1 protein-coding gene is annotated in these 19,183 nt (G+C 67.1%); it reads right to left on the bottom strand.

Features of this window, described 5'->3' with window-relative positions; genetic code table 11:
• Nucleotide 1: 1 nt before the first annotated feature.
• Entirely contained in the window at nucleotides 2-19,183 is a 19,182-nt protein-coding gene (locus QH290_RS24660) for an alpha/beta hydrolase (protein ID WP_280385421.1), read from the bottom strand.

The raw sequence follows: 19,183 nt of genomic DNA, 5'->3' as shown, positions 1-19,183 counted from the left end.
CTCACGGCTTCATGATTTCGCGAAGCTCCTCGATATGGCTCTCTATGTCTCTCGGACCGAGCGGGGCACTCTCGGTCCGACGCGTTCTCATTTCTCTGCTTCCGAGCGTATACACCTGTGTCGAATCGACCAGGTCTTCACTTTGGAGAAAGAGTGTGACCACCCTGCGCGTGCGGGGACTTACCGAGTGAATATCGGTAGGCCAACGGGTGTAGATCTCTCCGGGTTTGTGCACGACTTTCTCGACCGGCGCCAAACGTACTCCACTCTCGTCGGGAGCGCCCGCACCGGGGCCGCCCCGGAATACTCTCCTGGTGTATGGACCTTCACTCGGGTCGACGGGCGATCCGGAGACCTGCTTGTACATTATTTCTTCAAGATCCCCCGACATCACCTCGGATGCGAAATTCCACATGTGCGAGTGCGGATTCTCGGCAGCATGCCGCTCCTTATCGTAGCCGTGTAGGCGCAGCCGCCCCAGTCCGCTGTGCCCCTCGATCACAATCTTGAAGAACCCATTATCGTGAATATAGGATCTGTTCGAAATCCTTGTCAGGATATCATCGTCCAGAAGTATCATTCCGAGGTACTCGCGCATTATTTCAGGATTGCTGCGCAGTACTTTCAAAGCAGTCTTCGCATCCGGCACGCCGTTCTCGGAGACGCTGCTCGCGAGAGCGAACTTCACCAGATTCTCCGCACGAAACCCCTCCGGCACCCGGGGAATCAGGAGCTTTCGTTCGGGTGTGTACAGTTCCGGCGTCCATGGCGAAGAAGGCGCTGGTCTCCGATCGGCCGGAGCAGCCGGTAGCGGTGGGACGACCGCCGGGCCGGACAAGGGAACGACCTCGCCCGAGGGGCCGTATTCGATGACGCCCAGGCGGTTTCCACCGGGCGGAATGGCGACATCCGCCGGGCGCCTGCCATAGGTGTACGAACTTTCGACATCGCCGCGGGTGTTGTACAACACGAGTTCGGCCGGGCCGGGCCCACGAGACAACACTGCCGTTCCGGCCGAACGGGAGAGATCCATCGGCGAGGCCTCGGTATCGGAGGACCAATGCACCACCGCACAGACCGTTCCCGGAGGCTCGGTCGACAATTTCTGCTCCAGCAATTCCCAGTCGGCGATCTCACGAAAGAAACCATCCGCAGCGCGCTGCGCGTGCGTCGGCGAACTTCCCCGGCTTCTGATTTGGGCGATTTGCGAGGTGGCCGCATCGGGATCCGTTATTGCACGGATCGTGTCGAGCGCCCGCTGAAGACCGGTACTCCCTCCAGCTACCTGATCGAAGGGCAGTGACCGGGGTGGACTGGCGGTTACCCGCAGCGCGTCACCCGCACCCTCGCCTATGAACAACCCTTCCTGCGGACCCGGTGTCAGGACCTCTGTCGCGCCGCCGAGGAAAACCTGGCAGTATCGGCACGAAGGATACGGCTTGCCGGTCATTGTCCGAATGGTGCTGTACGCGAAGTCGCTCAGCGCCGGCGGTTCGCTTCGTTTGTGGATCGACAGCGATTCCGGCAGCGACGCGTTCCACAGCGCTTTGTTCGCGGCGTGTGTCTCGGCGCAGTTCGCGGCGGGCCATTCCTCCAAACTCTCGGTCGGCGTTCGTTCCTCGAGCAAGGGGTGAAAAGGTTTCGGAGCACCCATCCTGATCTTCATGTCCGGGGGGTCTCCGACATAATGTGTATTGTTCTCGCCGAAGAAGACCTCGCCGGTACGGCGGTCGTAAACAACGGAAGATACGCTCTGGGGGCGCAGCCCGAATATCTCGCTCTCGCGAATGACTTCGTCTGCGTGCGTCCTCGCGAGGCTCATGAGGTCCGGCGACCGATCGAGCGCGACACCCGCATTGTCCGGCCCGGTAACGAGGAAACGTGCTTTGCGCCGGGCCCAGGGGGTGGACGGATTCTTCCCGGCCTCCGGTCCGGGCGCCCTGGTGTCGCTGGTGCCGTCGTCGTACCGGCCCTGTTCGGGATCGAGTGGCCGTGTTCCGACACTGCGCCGCACCAGTGACTGTTCCGGCGCGGCGCGGCGATGTTCGACCGGCACGATGGTGTGGCCCTGGCCCGCGGCGATCCGGGTGGACTGGGCCAGCGACTCGGTGGGGCGGCCCGGACCGGTATAGGCGAGGTAGCCGCGGTGCACATCCGCGCCGCTGGCGAAGGCCTCGGTATCCGGGAACTCGGCGGCGATCCGGCGAATATCGGCGACCCCCGCGGGGTCGACGCCGTGGCCCAGCCCCAGGATCCGCGCGAGCCGATCCACATAGCGGCTCATCGACTCGGGTTGGTCACCGCCCCACAGGGTTACGTCGTCGCGCCACGAACTCGCGGCGTAGTAGTTCTCGGCGGGGATTCCCGAATCCGCCACCGTGGTGCTCGGCATTCCCGGCGAGCCGAACAGCACGACGGAGTCGACGTGCCCGGCCAGCTGCCCGGTACCGAGTGCGAGACACACGAGTACGCACCCATAGCTGTGCGGGCGTACATGGTTGCACGGCAGGTTGTCCGGATCGGCGAAGGCCCGCATCGCGTCGAAGGCGAGCAGATCGCGCAGGAAGCCCTCGTGCGCGATCCGCGCCCGGCGCGGCGACGCGGCCTTCACGAAGCCGGTCTTCAGCGGGCCGGTCGGCGCGTCGTAGCCGATCCAGACGACCGCGGCCACACTGAGCGCCGGATCGGCTCGGCGGGTTTCCACGTAATGATTGCGCGCACCCTTGAACTGATCGGCGAGCGACCGCACAGTCGTTGTCGTACCGGGCACATGCCAGGACACCGACCGCGCGCTGTCGCCGTCACCGAGAACCACCACCGCCCGGCCCTTGCCGCCATAGGCCGCCGCATCGTAGGACAACACCTGCACCGGAGGCCGATCCGGCAGCTTGCGCGCCTCACTCTCCATGTACGCCAGGTGATTTCGAGTGTGGATCAGATTGTCGAACTGCCGTCGTTCATCCTCGCTCAATACGGTTCGCAGCCACCGGAAACCACGACCCTCCGGCCGCCGGGCGACGAACGCCTCCAGATCCCTGGTGATCGACAGCCTGTTCGCCATGTCCCGAACCCACACCGGCAGCCCCTCAGCGTTACCCACCTGATGGGGATACCGCTGAATCAGCGCCTCCTGCACCGGACTCAGCCGCCGCTCCGGCAATGGCCGCTCGGCCAACCCCTGCCACCAGCTCGCCCGCGCGGTGGCCAATTCCCCTGTGCGAGACAACATCTCAGCCGTCTGCGGCAGCCGCAGCTTTCCGGCACCCGCAAACTTGCCCGCACGCAGCGCCGCGTCGGCCCGGCGCTCCTGTTCGCCGGTGACCCCGTGGTCCACCGGAAGCACTCCCATGAGATCCGGGCGCGCGCCGGGGGGAGATGTGGCGACCCCGTGCGACTCGGGTGAAATCTCTTCCTCGATCGCTGTCCGGCGGCGTTCGAGGTCGGCGACGAGGTTGCGCACTGTCGTGTCGAGTTCGCCGAACCGGCGTTCGCCCGATACCTGCCCGAGTTCGATGATGAGGTCGCCGATCACGCCGTACTGCTTGCCCAGATCTGCGGCCCGCGCGATCAGGCGTTGGCGGTGATCGATATCGGCGAGCGCCTTCGCGAACCTGGCAGACCGTGCGACCAGGTCGTCGGGCGCGGCGGACCCGAGCGCCGCTACCCGGTGGCGAAGTTCGCGAGCCTGGTCCGCGAGGTTGCCGCGCTGCAACCACGGCGGGTCCTCGGCGCGGCCTACCTCCAGCTCCTGTGCGGACCGCCTGATGGCCACCTCTACCCAATCCCGGAGCTTCGCGGTCACCGCGATCTGCTGTGCGAGCCAGGCCCGGGCGTCCTGGGCTCGACTCAGCACATCATCGCGCCGAGCCACCAGGTGCCCGGCAAGTTCGGACGTGGGCCCCGTCTTCCTCGGAGCCACGGTATCGAGGTGGGTGCTGCCGACCGCGGCCAGACAAACTCTCATCTGGTAGGCAACCGTGTCGCGGTAGGAACCCGGCGTGATCTCGTAGGTGTCCTCGAATTCCCGCACCCAGGATCTGAGAAGCCGATCCAATTCACGCTCGACCGCACCGTAAACGGTGTCCGCGGGATCGGTATCCAGCAATTCGTTGGCGTACTGCCACAACAATCCGGCCGCGCGGAGCACGATCACCCGGCTCCATATCGGGTGGTTCGGCATCTCCGGCTCAGCACGCCAGTGCTCGACGAACCAGCGACCGATATCGATGAACGAGCGAGCGGACCGGTAAACGTTCGAGGACGGGGCCACCGGCAGTTTCGCGGCGAGATCATCGAGTGGTGCGAGACGCCGCTCGACGATGTCGGCCGCCTCGGCCAACGGAAGTTCCGGAAACCGCCCCGCCTGCCACATCGGCGCCTCGATAACGACGACGGTCGGAAGCGTGGCGCCCTGTCGGCGCGCATAGTCGGCGATCTTGTGCCAAACGAGATCCTCCGGGATCTCGAGCACGCCCGTCGCTATCACACGAGCACCCGGCATGTCGTAGATCGGTTCGGCGCCGGTCATCCTCGACAGCCTGCCCGCGGCCGCCACCGTGTCCGCCAGTCCGGGCACCTCGCGCGTGGTTCCTACCCAAGGGAAACCGATATCAAGGTTGTGCAGCGAGAACAACATTTCGGGCTGTTCTCGGATCATCGCCATGAGCGCCCGCGTTTCGGGCATCTCCGGCACCGAACCGAAAGTCCATTCCGGCTGCTCGTCACCCGTCTGCCGATAGAAGGTCCGGATGGCCCATTCGTAAGGCAGCGGGGAAAGTCCCGCAAAGCCTTCGGCCAGCATCGCGCCGTCGGGATCCAGGCCCAGCAGAAACACCCGCTTCCGGGTGCGCGCCCCGGGTTCGGTGACGGCGTAGTCCATCAGGCCTTCGATCGTGCCCGACGACCAGTATTCGTTGGAATGGATCAAGCCCCAGTACACATGTGGTGCCGCCTTAGAACCGCTGTAGGGATGGACCACGAATTGTTCCATCGGGATCCCGCGGCGGGTCGATATCGGCGCGCCGTCCTCGTCCAGAACCGGCCGTAGCTCACACACATCCGGGTGCTCGGCGGCCAGTTGCCGAGCACGGGCCACCAATTCGTGATACCTGCGGGGTCGGCTGGGCAGCCGATCCAGCACCCGCGAGATATCCGGGAACAGGTCCTCATCGGCTGGAACGGGCCCCGTCTCGGGTGGTTCTCGTCCCGGCGGGCGCTCTCCCAGCGGCGAGAGCGGAAACTCCAGACCCGGCAGGCCCACGGGCTCATCAGTCGGCCTCAGCGGGTGCTCCGGCTTTCCGTTCGCCTTGAACGCCAAGCCGTGGAATGTAGCCCCCTCGCCTGCGGTCGCGGAAAGGTGGGCGACCCACACATCCACCGCGGCATCGCCTCGCACGGTGCGTTTGTCCGTCACCACCCGGCCGTCGTCGAGCAGCGAAACTTGTTCCTCGACTACAACCACGGCACCGACCATCTTCACCGTAAATGCGTGCGCGCCGACGTTTTCCGCTTCATTCGGGTCGAAACTCCTGTAGCCCACCGCACCGACAACCGTGCCCCCGGTCCGCCGCACATGCGCGACAATCGCCTCCGGATTCTCGAATGCCCGCCAATTCGCGCCCGCCCACCGCGCGGCGTCCCGACCCTTCACTCCCTCCAGCGGTATCTCGCCCAGGTCCTCCGGAATATCGATACGCGGTCGAGGGCCAGGACCCTCGGTCGCCGCTCGCGCCGCCGTCACGAAACACGTCTTCGGCGCCTTGGTCGAGACCGTGTGGTGCATGTCGCTCGCGGCGCTCTCGGTCACCAGTGCCGCGATCCGGGCGATCAGCTCCAGATCGGAGTCGGCCGCGAGGTCGGGGAAGTGCTGTGCCAGTACGGCTCCGGCCCACGATCTGTCGTTCGAGGCCACGCGCCAGCGGCCCTCGTGCTGTTCGAGCGAGACCACCGCGGTGGTCGGGCCCAGTGTCACCTTGCGGGACGCGACGCGACTTGCTTGCCCCTCGGAACCCGGCATGGGCTGGGACGGCACCGGTATCTGCCGGGTGTGCAGCCGGTGCAGGACGCGCGCCGGGTGGAACTGCGGGAGCTGGGCTCCCGAGCGCATCATCCGGGACCCCCACCACAGCAGATACCGCGGTTCGGCCAGTGTCCGATGCGTCACGCCATCGAACGCTTCCGGCCCCAGTTGTTCCAGCCAGGAACGGAACCCGAGATCGACCGCCCCGGCCGCTCGGTAGGTCAGGAAGTGGTCCAGCAGGTGCCTCCGGACCTCGTCACCGTTGTGTTCACGGTTCGGGCCTTCCGCCTCGTCGGCGGTGATAACCGTCGCTTCGATCCGGCGATCGGATTTCGTCACCCGCAGATAGAGCTTCTCGAGATCGTCACGCCACAGCGCACCCGCGAACTTCGAGTCCGTCGCCGCCAACTCCGACAGGGCCCGCACATGCCCACCGGCGGGCGCGGCGACGATCAACACGCCGCCGGAGGCGTCCGGTTCGTAACCGACGCCGTCGGTCAATTTCCGCCCGCCGCCGCCCCTGTTTTCGAGTATCGCCGCGACTACCGGTCCGGTGATGAAACCGTCACACGCTCGAATCGCGCGGGACATGGTGGCGGCCAGCGCCAGACGCCGCCCCGCCAGTTCCGCCAACGCGCGCAGATCGGACTCGCGGCGCAGAATGTCGGCCCGGCGCGCAGCCGGATCGCCTACCAGCGGTATCGATTCCAGCCCGAGCGGCTCGATCCCCCATTCGTCAGCCAGCGCTTCGCGATCCGCGGCCACCGACTCCCCCAGCCGTTCCCGGGAATCCATCTCGAGGTGGGCCGCGTTCTCGGCCCTCCACCTGCGCACCTTCGCGGCTGCCTCGTCCGCTGCCGCCCGCAACTCCAGGTACCGCTTGCCGTCCTCCTGCGACAGTGGGATCTCGATCTTGCCCGACATCTCACCGTAAACCGCATCCGCCTCGGCTCGCTGCGTCACCCGCCAAGCCAGCCGCGTGAGATCCGAATCCCGCGTATCGCTCAGGCTCGCGGCGAGGGACCCGTTCCCCGGATACACGCGCCACTCGTCGTTCTCGCGCCGGATATCGACAAGACCGCCCACCACCCGCGGAATCGACAGCTGCCAGACAGGCTGCGGCGCAGCAGATTCGGATTCGGCGCCCACTGCCTGCTGGATTCGCCGCAGCAGTCGGTTGGGGTCGAGGTCGGTCATCCCGCGGAACCAGCGGCTCAACCCATCGCTCGCGTGGGCGCGGCCGGACGGCGGAGCGATCCGCCAGCCGTCGCCGTTGTCCCTGAGTTCGACTGTCGGACAGATGCCTCCGAGGTCGATCGGAGCCCGCAGCACGAGTCCCCCGCCGTCCGGATCATCCTCGACGGCGGGGCCCGGCAGTGGGAACTGCCGGGTGACGGCACGGACCAGAACCGCGGTCGGGTGCGGAAGATCGCTGTCCACCGTGGATTTCGCCGCGGCGACCGCCAATCCGAACGTCGACAACGTGCCGTCCTGTTTGAGACGGCCTCGCGCGGCGTCGGCTTGCCCCTCGCCGGTGGCCGCACGAGCGTCGAAGACATGGTCGCCCAAACCCGCGAGCCAGTCTGCGAACCCGAGCTCGATCAGGCCCAGTCGGCGGAAGCGTCGGTACTCGTCGAGAAGAATCCCCTCGATCTCGGGGACGGTGGGATGGCGATAGGGCCCCTCGGCTCGGGCGGAGGACACCTTCATGACCGCCGGGCCGCGCGGGCCCGCGAACACCTCGAGGTACCGCTTCTCGAACTTCGGGCGCCACAGGGCCCCGGCGAACTTCGAATCGGTCGCTGCGGCGTCGAGCAACGCCCTGCGATGGCGGTCTCTCGAAGCCACGACGACCAGCGTTCCACCGTCCGCCCCAGGAAGAAAGGCGACTTGGTCGGTAATCCGCTCACCGTGCAGACCCGCGTCGCGCCATTTCCGTAGTTGCCGATCAACTTCCGCCCGGGCGGTATCCCGAATCACTCGATCGGGAAGACCGACAACGGATTCCTCCGAACCATCCGGCTGCGACGCAGATGTCGCCGGGGGCGATGTCTTTGTCGCCGTTACTATTTCGGCTACCTCGTGGCCTGTTCGTTCGGGTGCATCAGGTTGGTTCCCGGACACCTCGGTTGGGTGGACCTGGTGAGCGTAGGCGCGGCCGTTCTCGTCGACCACGATCTGCTCGTAATGGAAGCGGGCTGCCCGGCTGGTGAGGTCGTCGCGATCGTCGGAATCCAGCGCCGCCAGCGCATCGTCCAGACCGGCCGCCGGAGCGGCAACGAAAACCTCGGGTGGGGCGGAGTCCTTTTCCACGACCGCCACGCACCACGCCAGGAACCGACCACCCTGCCGGTCGACGACCTCGCGCTGGAGTAGCTCACGGGCGGTATCCCGCGCGGCCTCGGTGCGTGCGGCGCGCTCTTCGGCCTGCGCGTAGCTGCACAGTATCGCGTAGGCCACGGTGGTCGCCCCCACATCCACGACATGGGCGGCGTGCGCGCGATCCTCCTTGCTCCGGTGCGGATTCGACGGGTCCCGAAAGTCGTCGGACCAGTCCACCATTCGCTCGACGGCTTCCCGCAACTGTTCCACACGCAGCTGGTCCGGGTGCTCGACACCGATCAGCGCCGCGCCGCGCACCGCCGCATCGTACGCACGCCTGCGCCGGTCGGCGGCCGCGGCGATCCGTCGGCCCCGGTCCCGGGCACCGGGGTGGTCGTCCGGCGCCAGGACACGCGCGTCCCCTACCGGTATCCACCCGGCCCGGCTCCGGGCTTCCGGCCGGACGACCGCGGAGTTGCGCACGCTGCGGAACCGGCCGGACCGCGCGACGTACTCGCGGTCCAGACGTTCGCATTCCTCGACGGAGTCGAGTAGATGGCTGAGCATGCGATAGCGTCGTGCGCGGTCGCGCCACCGCCGCAGTTCGTTGTGGCGGGCCCGGACCAAGGGCCCTTCCGGAGTCAGCCGCTGCTCGGATTCCCAAGCCGCGTCGGCTCGCTGGACCCATCCACGGTTGAGGGGAGTCCCCCGCGGTATCACTTCGGTCCGCACCAGTTCCGATACCAATATCCTTCCCAGATCGGCGAATTCGCGCCGCAACCCGGCAATGGCGGATCTCACCTCCGCAGGTGGGACACCACAGAGTTCCGCCCATCGGGCACGGCGTCGCCGTTCCGGTGTCATCACGTCGAGCATGTCCAGCAACTCGTCCACGCCCGCGGTATTCGACACTTCCTGCCGTGCGGCGGATTTCGGCGATCCGGACGAAGTGGCGTCGGATCCGACGGACAGCGCCTCGACGTCCGCGAGAGCGGCCACGTGATCGTCGTAGACCGCGATCAGTTCGGCCAGACCGCGCGTCGGGCGACGCGTCTCGGTACGCAGTCGCTCGATTCGCCGCATCAATTCCGTTGGGGCGCAGTGCGCGACATCGATACCGAAGGGCGCGGCGGCCAGTTGGAGCAGCAGCCGCTGGTACCTCTCACGGCACTGCGCGTGCTCCAACTCCAACTCGGCCCTCCGATGCCACTGCCGGTTCCGCCCCGACTCGATCTCGAGCAGTTCCCGCCGGATCTCCTCGCCGCGCAGCCGGGCGACCTCCATCCCGTCCCCGATGAGTCGGCCCGGGATGCCTACGAGCTGTCCGGCTTCGAGGTACCTGATCGCGGCGTCGATCACCCGACCGATCGCCGCCGAACGTGGAACCGACTCCCCCAGCAGGCGCGACTCGGCCAGGGGATCGGACCAGGCCGGGTGGTCCCGGCCCGATTCCGGCACCGGGGCGGCCAACCCGAGCAGATCCGCGAGTTCCGCCTCGTGAGCGGAGCGACGGAGGTTCAGTTCTGCCTGCCGCGCCGGATCCGCCGAGTCGTCCGCGTGCATGTCGGCGTCGAGAAGTACGCCCCGCGCTATCCATCCGGGCAGCCGTCGCAGGCGAGCGGCCCCGCTATCCCCGGTCAGTCCACGCCAAGCATCGCGATCCACGAGCCGCAATCCGCGTTCGAGGCGGTCCATCACTCGAGTGAGCCGCTGCGGCCCGCTCGGACGGGACAGGATCAACTCGGTGACGCTCTGCCGCAGCCGATTCCGATCGCGATGGGGCTCCTTCGACTCCTCGGACGGCGTTTCCGTGCCCGGCGTCGCGGCGTCGGCGATGAGGTCTACGAGTTCCTGTGCGGTCGAATCGAATTCCGCGACCCGCTCGACCAGTTCCGGCGAGCCCGGCGACAGCCGCGACGGCTCCATACCCCGTGCGGTGGCGAGGCGCGACAGCTCGACGTCGGATCGTTCGATCCGGGTCGTCGCGGCGCGGTACAGCTCGGCCGAAACCTGTTCTCCGAGTTCGGGCATCGCGCCGATCGGGTGGCGCCAACCCAGACTCCGCGCGGCCGTGGCGATCACGGACTGCTCGGCGGATTCCGATCCCAGCGCGCTCAGGCCACGGGCTCGCATGATCTCCGCGACCGCATAATCCGGTTCGGCCGCAAGGGCATCGGCGAGTTCGGTGCGCAGCCTCCGGACGGCACGTGCGGCCTGTACCGCGGGATGTGACGGGCCCAGCCGCTCGGTCGCGGGCTTGAGCGCCGCATCGATCCTGCGTAGCAGCGCGAGTGCCGTTTCCACGTCACGAGTGCGGGTGAGATAGTAACCGGCCGCGGTATTCAGCTGTCGCAGCGGGGATTCAGGGGCAAATATGTCGTCCGGCTCGGCTCGCTCTCGCGCCGCCGACGCCTTGTCCGCCGACACCGCCCGCAGCGCCGACACGAGGGCCGGATCGAAATCACCGTGTACCCCCTGGGCCATATATCGGTCGACCTGCTTCGACCAATCGGTGCCGTCCGGCAACGCCTCTGGCCGGAAATACAACGAGAGGTCCGCGACGTGCCGGAACACCGTCGGCAGCTTCTCGTCCCAGAGAGCATCGAATGTCGGTGCCGAAGCCAGTTCCGACAACGCCAGCGTTGTTCGTCCCAGATGACTCGGGAGCGATTGCAGAAACTCCGTATAACCGGGTTCCCCTGCCGCCCAACGGGTCCCAGGTCCCGCGGGTAGAGCCCCGACGAGTTCGACCACCGCACCCGCCGCGGCATATAGATCTTCCAGCTCCGACAGTCGTGCCATGGCGTCATGCACGAGGGCAACCATTTCCTCCTGCGCCGGACGCGATTGCGGCAATTTCGGCATCGCCTTCAGGAGCCGGCGAATCCGATCCTGAACCAGCGCATTCAACTCTCGTCCAGCACTGAGCATCTCCCCGATGGGCGGCGGCTCACCGCGCCGGAACTCTTCCAGATGCTCGGTGGCACGGGTGCGGTACCTGTCCAGGAGATCACGAGCCGTCGCGTCGTTCAGCCCCGTCGCCCATGCGCGCCACTCCTCTGCCCCGGCCGAACTATATTCTGCCGCCGGTTTCAACTCACACACATCCGGATGCTCCGCGGCCAGCTGCCGAGCACGTTCCACCAATTGGTAATAGGTGGGCGGCCGATCGGGCGGCTGAGCGTCCATCGGGGACGGATCGATCGGTCCCTGCAGGAGACCGCCGACGAATGCGGCAGACCCGCCGACGGCAGCCGGAAGGTCGACCCGGAGACCCGGCGGGATTTCCGGGGGTCGGAGTTGCGTGACGAACTCGTGGATCACCCATTGCGGGGTGCCGATAACGATGCCGTTGTTCTCCGCGTCGACGAAACCGACGGCGAGAGGCTCGAGATCTCCGGCCTCGGCTTGGTGCGGCAGGCGGCCGAGCCATTCTTCATAGGTCTCGGTCAGGCCGCGCTCCCTCAGCTTCACGTAGGACTCCTGCATTACCGAGGGGAGATCCTCGCTGAGTTGCCAGCCCGTGGCCTTGTCGATCGCATGCGCGAATTCGTGGGCGACGTTGTCCGCGTATGGGCGCCCACTGCCGACCGGCCGATAACCACGGGCCGCGCTGGAGACGGCGCCTGCGAGTGCCGCGTCGCGGTCCGCCAGGTGCCGAATATTGAATGATATCTCCGACCGGGTATCAGAATTGCCGTCCACGTCGAACTCGCCGGTGATCTGGGCTTGTACGCGCGGTCCGCTGAGAAAATCGACTCGCAGTCGACGAATATTCGTCATGAGATTCCGGAATCCGGGCGCATACGCGTACCGTGCGAGCAGTTCGTTCAGCTTACCCAGAATTTCGTCGATCACCGCCACCGGAATGTAGGGGCTCTCGAAACCCAGCAGTTCGATGTAAGGGTGTTCGAGTCCGAATTTCGCGATCATCCGCGACTTCGTCTGCGTATCGACATCGAGTCCTGCCCGATGCAGCGGATTATCGGCATGCTCGGCCAACTGCCGCAAACCGAACATCGCATTCGAAAACGTCTTGGACACCACCCCGTCCAGAGGCTCGGGGAGCGCCGTCGCCGGAGAATCCCTCAGGTAAGCGACTCGCCGCCCGATAGCGACTATGTCCTGCCGACCGACGTGGTGATCCTGCCATACGATGCGGCCGTCGATCCGACGAACGAAAACGGAGGAAAATGGACTCGTTTCGCCGTTGACAGCCTGGAATATGCCGAGCATATCGGCCGCACGGAGGTCGCGGCTGGATTCGTCGGGACGGAGTTTCCGGTAGAGAATGTTGTATTCAGGTGCGAGCAGAGTCGCCTCGGCGATCGGTGCCTTTATGGCGGCATAACCGATCAGCGCTTTCGCCCACTCCTCCACAGCATGTTCGGCATCATCGTAAGTTTCCCGGATATACCGTACGCCGTTCGAGTAGGTCACCAACTCACTGATGACCCCCGGGCGTTCTACCAGTGCCTCCACATCCGTCACCGTGGAATCCATGGGTCCGCGCTGTTGCTCGGAACGGTACCGATAATCGGCCAGCACAGCGACCAGACGGCCTGCGGCCGTTGCGGTTTCGGTCGTTGCGGCCAGACGTTCGAGCCCGTCCCCGGCGCTGTCGGACTCGTCGTTCGAAGCGGTGCGGCCGAGGATGCGGTCGAGTTCCTGTGACAGCCGCGTCCGCCGTTCGGCGACCGACGTGTTCAGTTCGGCGTCTGGTGTGTCGGCGGCGGTGAACGCGGTGGCGCGCTGGAGGTCGTCTTCCAGAAGCAGTCTGTCGTGCACCCAGGCAGCCAACCCGTCCAGCCGCTGTTGTCCCGCGGTGCCGCGCAGCTGCTCCCACTCCTGCTCGCTGAGCCGGTTCAACCGCTTCTCCAACTGGTTGATCGCCTCGCGCACCGACGCCGGGTGCACCAGTTCCCGCTGCGCCCGGGTCAGCTCGGAAATGGTTGCGGCCGAACTCATCCGGTCCTGCTCCCCGGGCTCCGCAGCCGCCTCCTCCGCTCCCAGCTGCGGCTCCGCAACGTCCGGCGGTGACTCGGCCTCACCGCCCGCGATGATCTGTGCCATGCGGCCCGGGGGTAGGTCGGGCACGTGTGCCTGACGGACGCGCGCCGGGCGGATCGGAGCGGGATCTCCCTCGACCATCAGGGCCGTGCGGTTGAGAACCACCCAGTACTCGTCGTTGTGGCGCGGCAGCGAACCGCGGGTGCGGTAGGCGTCATAGCCCAGCGCCGCCGCGAGACGGCCCAGATCCGAGAGCACAGCTTTGCGGTCGAGAAGTGCTTCCTCCCGGGCGATTATCTCGCGCGTCTGTCGCAGCGCGACCAGGCGGCCGAGTTCCGCGGCGATGGACTCCTGCTGGGCCCGCTGCGCGGCCCGCAGGTGGTCTTCGTCCGTAATCCTCGCGCCGGGATGCAGGACCATCCTGATCAGCTGGTTCGGCCGGTTGTCCGCGTAGAACGACAGCGCCACTTCCCGTTTCGTCGTGACGTACGTTCCGTTGCCCATCGCGGTGACCATCGAACGGCCCGGGAAGTAGTCGCCGCGACGGAAGTTGTCCACATGCCAGGGAACGGTCACGCCGCGGAAGAACTCGCGGCCACCCGCGGCTATCAGCTCATCGAGGTCCTCCGCGGCGGCGACCGTCGGCAGCCCGTCGAACCCCTGCTCCCGGCAGATCGCCCCCAGCGCAGGATCGCTGATCTGCCGGTCGTCCGATGGCATTTCCCCGGCGATCATCCTGTAGTCGAGTTCGTCGAGTCGATCCAGGCCGTTCGCGCGCGGCGATTCCGCATGACCCGCGGCATGGCTTCCGACAGCGCCGGAGCGCCCGTCGGCGGCGGGATCGTCGAGCGGTGTGCTGTCGCGCTGCCTCGTCGAGGGCGTATAGGGCTCCTGCCGGTTTTCGGGCGTGGCCGGGTCGGGGTTGTCGGGTGGGCGGTTGCCGACGAGGGCGAGGCGAGCTGTTCTCGGTTCGGCGGATATGTCCGCGTCGGTTCGTGGCCAGCCGAGGAAGGCCGACTCGATATCCTGCTCGAGCTGCGGGTCGACTGCGACTGGGACGGAGCGGGTTTCGTTGTGGTCGACGTCGATTGTCGCCAGGTATCGGTTGTCGCCGAGCCCGTCGAGGAATTTCTGCTGCTTTATCCGCCAGGTGTCGAATGGGACGGCCTTATCCAGCAGCGCACGGCGGTTCCGGAGGTCTTTCGGACCGTAGTCGGTGCTGGTGTTGCCGCCTCGGGAGGCGGCGAGGTCGATCACGACCAGCTTCGAGTCCTCGCCCGGTTCGCTGTCGTTGACCACCAGCACCATGTGTTCACCGGCGCCTTCGGCCGCCGCGTCTTTCCATGCGTAGACCAGGCCCGTGATTCCGCCGGGCCGTTTTTCGAGCGATTCCTTCACCTGATCCAGCGATTTGACGGGCACGACCGGGGCTCCGAAGATTCTCCGCAGATCTTCGCGATCATGACCGGCCAATTCGTAGGACGGCATGTCGATGGAGCGTCCGGTGAGCACCCGCACACCGGTGACGGCGTTGTTGACACAGCGGTTCGGAGTGCGGCGGTGAATAGCGACGACCAGGTCGAGCAGCGCGGCGGTGGCCAGATAGTGCGATGCGGCGGCGATGGCGGTTTCATCGCTGCCGATATCGGGCTGCCTGTTGCCGTCGGCGGAAAGGTGGCGGTCGACCGCCTCGCCCAGGATTTCGCGGGCGACGGCGGGCGTGACGTGTGGGGCGCGATCATCGGCCGGGTTCGCCGACAACACGTTCCCGAGGTCGTTTCCGGCTTCGGTCAGCGCGCGGTCGATCTGCCGTATGGCCTCGGCGCCGTCGACCGCGATATCCGCGAGTTTCCGGCCGAAATGATCCGCCAATCGATTCCGGCGCTCGTGCAGCATCTCGAGTGCTTGTTCGTCGGTGAGGTGATCGGCGTCGGCGACCAGTGTGGGCGCGGGGGCGTCGAGCTGTTGGATCAGAGTTTCGACCGCGGCGGATGACAGGTGTGCTCGCTCCAGCAACTCGCGCACCGAATCGTCGTCGGTGTCGAGGTCGGTCAATGCGTTGCTCGGCGCGGAAATCCCTAGGAGCCCGGCCAGCTCCGCGAGCCGGAGCTGCTGCCGGTGCGGATGCACGGTGTCCGTGCCGACGCTTGCGACGGGCGGTGCGTGCGGCTGGTCGGCTCGAAGCAGCCGGTCGAGGTACGCGTTGCGGGCGGCGTCGTTCTGCAGCTCCGGGATCAACCTGCGCATTTCCCGCTCCGCCTCCCCGATCTTGGTGTCGGCGGCCTCGATCTTTTCCCGCGCCACTCGCACGGCCGAGGGCGACTCCCCACGAACGGGCTCGCCGTACGCGGCGACAGCGTGGGCATGCTCGGCGACAGCCTCGACATGTTCGGCGCGGCCCGCCCGATAGTGGGTGACTGCCACCTTCCACCCGCTGTGCTGGGCGTTGTCCGCGAGATCGTCGGTCAGGGCGACGCTGAATCCGTTGCTGCCGTTCCTGCCGTTGCGACCGGGACGCGCCGCGCATTGGTCGTTCACGTCCGGGTTGGACGAGCGGCCGAGCATCTGCGCATGCAGACCGCCTAGCTGGTCCACTGTCTCTCCGACGACAGCGTCGAAACCCCGCCCGAGCATCCCCGGGGTACCGACGGTCACGATGCCCTTCGCACGTCCGCCGTCCCCAGCCTCGTGCGCGTGTTGTCCGCCCGCATGTTTCATGACCGACGACAGTCGCTCCTCGGCGGCATTATTGTCGCGGAACTCGGAGAACCACCGGCCGAGGATGGGGGTATGTTCGATATCTGCCTTGTGCAACATCAACGAGAATTTCCAGCCGACATCGTTGGGGGCGATGACCAGGACGGGCCTGCCCTGGGCTTGCAGCGCACCGACCCGCTCGACCGCGTCTTTCAGCATCTCGGGTTCGTTGAGGAATATCCGATCCGGTTCACTCACCAGCTTCGACCGGCCGAAGCTCTCCACCCTCGCCAAACCGCCCTGAACCGGGAAATTGTCCTTGATCTCGCCCGCGGTCCGCTCCAATGTGCCCGACATCAGCTGCAATCGCCGGTACTTTGCGGCCACCTCCCGCATGGTGACCTCCTTCGACCCCTTACCGTCGGAATATATTTGGACTCCGTGCTTCTTCTCGAACATGGCCTCCACCATCTTGTGGCGGCCACCGAACCAGCGGCTGTCGGAATTGACCTTCGGATTGCTGAGCGGTTTGCCGTTCTTATCCAGAATTTCTATCTTCCGGTCGAATATCTGGAAGTCTCTGTTCAGCTTCAACCGGCCCGCCTTCACATCCAGGTACGCGCGCGCCATCTCGGTTTCCGTGGCGGTGAACGGCCGCCCCGCATTCCGGTGCCACAACCGGCCGACCGTGGCCAGGCTCGCCTCCGGGTCGGCACGCAGATCCGCCGACGTCAACACCCGCTGGCTCAGCGTTTGCGACAGGAAGTCCCGCACCCGCCGCACTTCGGCCTTCTCCACGGCCGACGCAGGCTCACGCGCCCCTTCGGAGAGGTAGTGAACCGTCTCCCCGTGGACGAGCACCTCGTCCGCCTCATCGAGGGTCACGGTATCTCCGGGCGGCGGCCGATCGAACAGCTCCGCGGTCAACCTCTCTCCAGAGGTCATGAAATACACGGTCGGGCGGTCCGGCTCCGGGGGTGGATTCGCCGGATCCCAGCGCACGGCGTCGTAACCGAGACGACACAGCATCGGCGCGAACTGGCCGACGCCCTCGTTGGCCAGCAGCTCGGTCGTGGTGAACACCTGATGCACCCGCATCCATCGCCCGCTCGGGAGCTGAACCGGCTCCCCGCTCGACAGCTGCCCCAGCGAATCCAGCCCACCGACGAGCGTCTTGCCCTCCGCCGTCCCCATCTGCCGCATGAACGACTCCTGCCCCAGCAAGAACGCCTCGACCTGAGTCCATCGCGGCGTCTTCCCCGTGCCCTCCCGCATCGCATCGATGTAGCGCAGCAGCGACTCCACGCGATCACCATGCTCCATCACGTGTCTGCGCTGTTCCCATGACTCGGCAGCCAGTTCCTTCGAACGGGACCGGTACAGCTCCAGCACATCTTTCGCCGCGGATTTGTACCGCAGCAGCTGCTCGGCGGTGAGATCGGCCCTCACCACCGGATCCGCTGCGGGCAATTCCGCCAGTACGCGGCCCAACTCCTCCGCCGACCGGACCGGCCGTTCGGGCGCAGACGGGTGGGCATCCTCCACCACCGGATCCCCGGTGTGCTCCGCACCCGAAGATTCGCCGACCGGTGGCCGGTCGGAATGGTTCGGCGCGGACACCCCAGCGGGCACCTCACCCTCCGCACCGGCGATACCGCGGCGGGCGACAGGCTCCGGCGTCGCGGCGGGTGTTCCACCACCGACCGAATCTGCCACGGGCCGAGCCCGCACCGGCTCCTGGCCGACAGCGCCGTCCGCGACCTGCTGAACCTGCGTCGCCCGACCCGAGAGAGGAACACCGGACAGCGCCGCATGACCGGGTTCTTCGCCCCCGGCAGCCCCATCCCCCTTCTCCACCGGCGAACGGTATTCGCCTGTGGCAGCGGGTATTTCGGGAACGGCCCCAGCGGAGTTCTCCCCAGCGTCCGCCGGCTCCGCGTGACCCGGCGTCCCGCCCACAGCACCGGATGTGACCTGGCCACGATCAGCCGCCTCCTTCTGCGGCAGTGATCCTCTCGACTCGACCACCGCGGTGTCCTCGCTGCGGGGAGCCGGAACCGGTTGGACGGCGTCCCCGCCACGAGCCGCGGCTGGCCGGTCCGGCCGGATGAAGCCGCCCGCACCGTCGATCACCGCCGCGCCCGATCCCGGGCGGGCACCGGCGTGGGCGTGTACGGCACCCGCGAAACCGCCGTTGAGCAGCGCCGCCAGCACCTGGTCGAAATGTTCCGGCCAGCCGGTCACGAGTGCCGCCGCGCCCAGGCCCGACACCGCGCCCGCGCCCCCGTGCACCAGCCCCAGCAGCAAACGGCGATTCTCCAAGCCGGGGAACATCTTCGGCGCGAACCGGCCCGCGAGCATACCGCCCGCCGCACCTCCGGCGCCCGAAATACCCGCGGCGAGAATCGATGTCAGGTCGATCCCCTTCGGGTTCTCGCCGTTCGGCCCGACAGCCGCCCAGTTCCGCTCTCCCGCAGCGGCTTGCCACAGTTGCACCCCCGCGTCGACACCCGCGGGCAGGGCGGCGGCCTTGCCGAGCGTGACCGGCAATCGGACCGGCCCCAGCGCCGACCGCCGGGCCGCCGCCTTGATCGCGCCCCGCTCCAACGCGGCCTTCAGGCCCGCGCGCATCAGCGCCACCTTGGCTCGGCCCTCGACCAGCGTCGACTCCACCGCCGACGCCGCCGCCAGCTGTCCGGCGGGACCGCCCGCCGCGGCGGCCGCCACGATCCTGATGATCCGCCAGGCCAGCTCGACGCCGAACGCGAGCATCACGCACAGCGTCTTCTCCGCATCGTTGGCCGCGGCCGCCGCCTGATCGGCCAGCAGCCGCGCCTCGTCACGCAGCCTGGCCGCGCCGTCGCGGTGCAGGTGGAGCGCCTCCCGCACTCCATCGCCGAGCGCGCCCACCGAATCCTGCTGCGCCAGCAGGCTTCCGGCGTCCTGCCCGTGACCGTCCATCGCGGCCGCCTTGCCCCGCAACTCCGCGGCCAACCAGCGCATCCGGGACACATCGGCACGCGGCAGGTCCCCACCGAACACCACCGTCTCGATCGGCCGCCGCACACCGTCGGGCAGCCCCTCGAACAGCCCACGCGCCTGCGCCAGCGTTTCCGACGCCCACGACTCGCCCAT

It is taken from the genome of Nocardia wallacei (assembly GCF_029869545.1).
In the GTDB taxonomy this organism is placed as follows: Bacteria; Actinomycetota; Actinomycetes; order Mycobacteriales; family Mycobacteriaceae; genus Nocardia; species Nocardia wallacei_A.
Note: the sequence above shows the minus strand (reverse complement) of the source record. Positions and strands in the feature narration are given on the sequence as shown.

Bases quoted from the DNA above. Each gene is read 5' to 3' on its own strand.
- QH290_RS24660 (WP_280385421.1), bottom strand. From the start codon at position 19,183: ATGGGCGAGTCGTGGGCGTCGGAAACGCTGGCGCAGGCGCGTGGGCTG.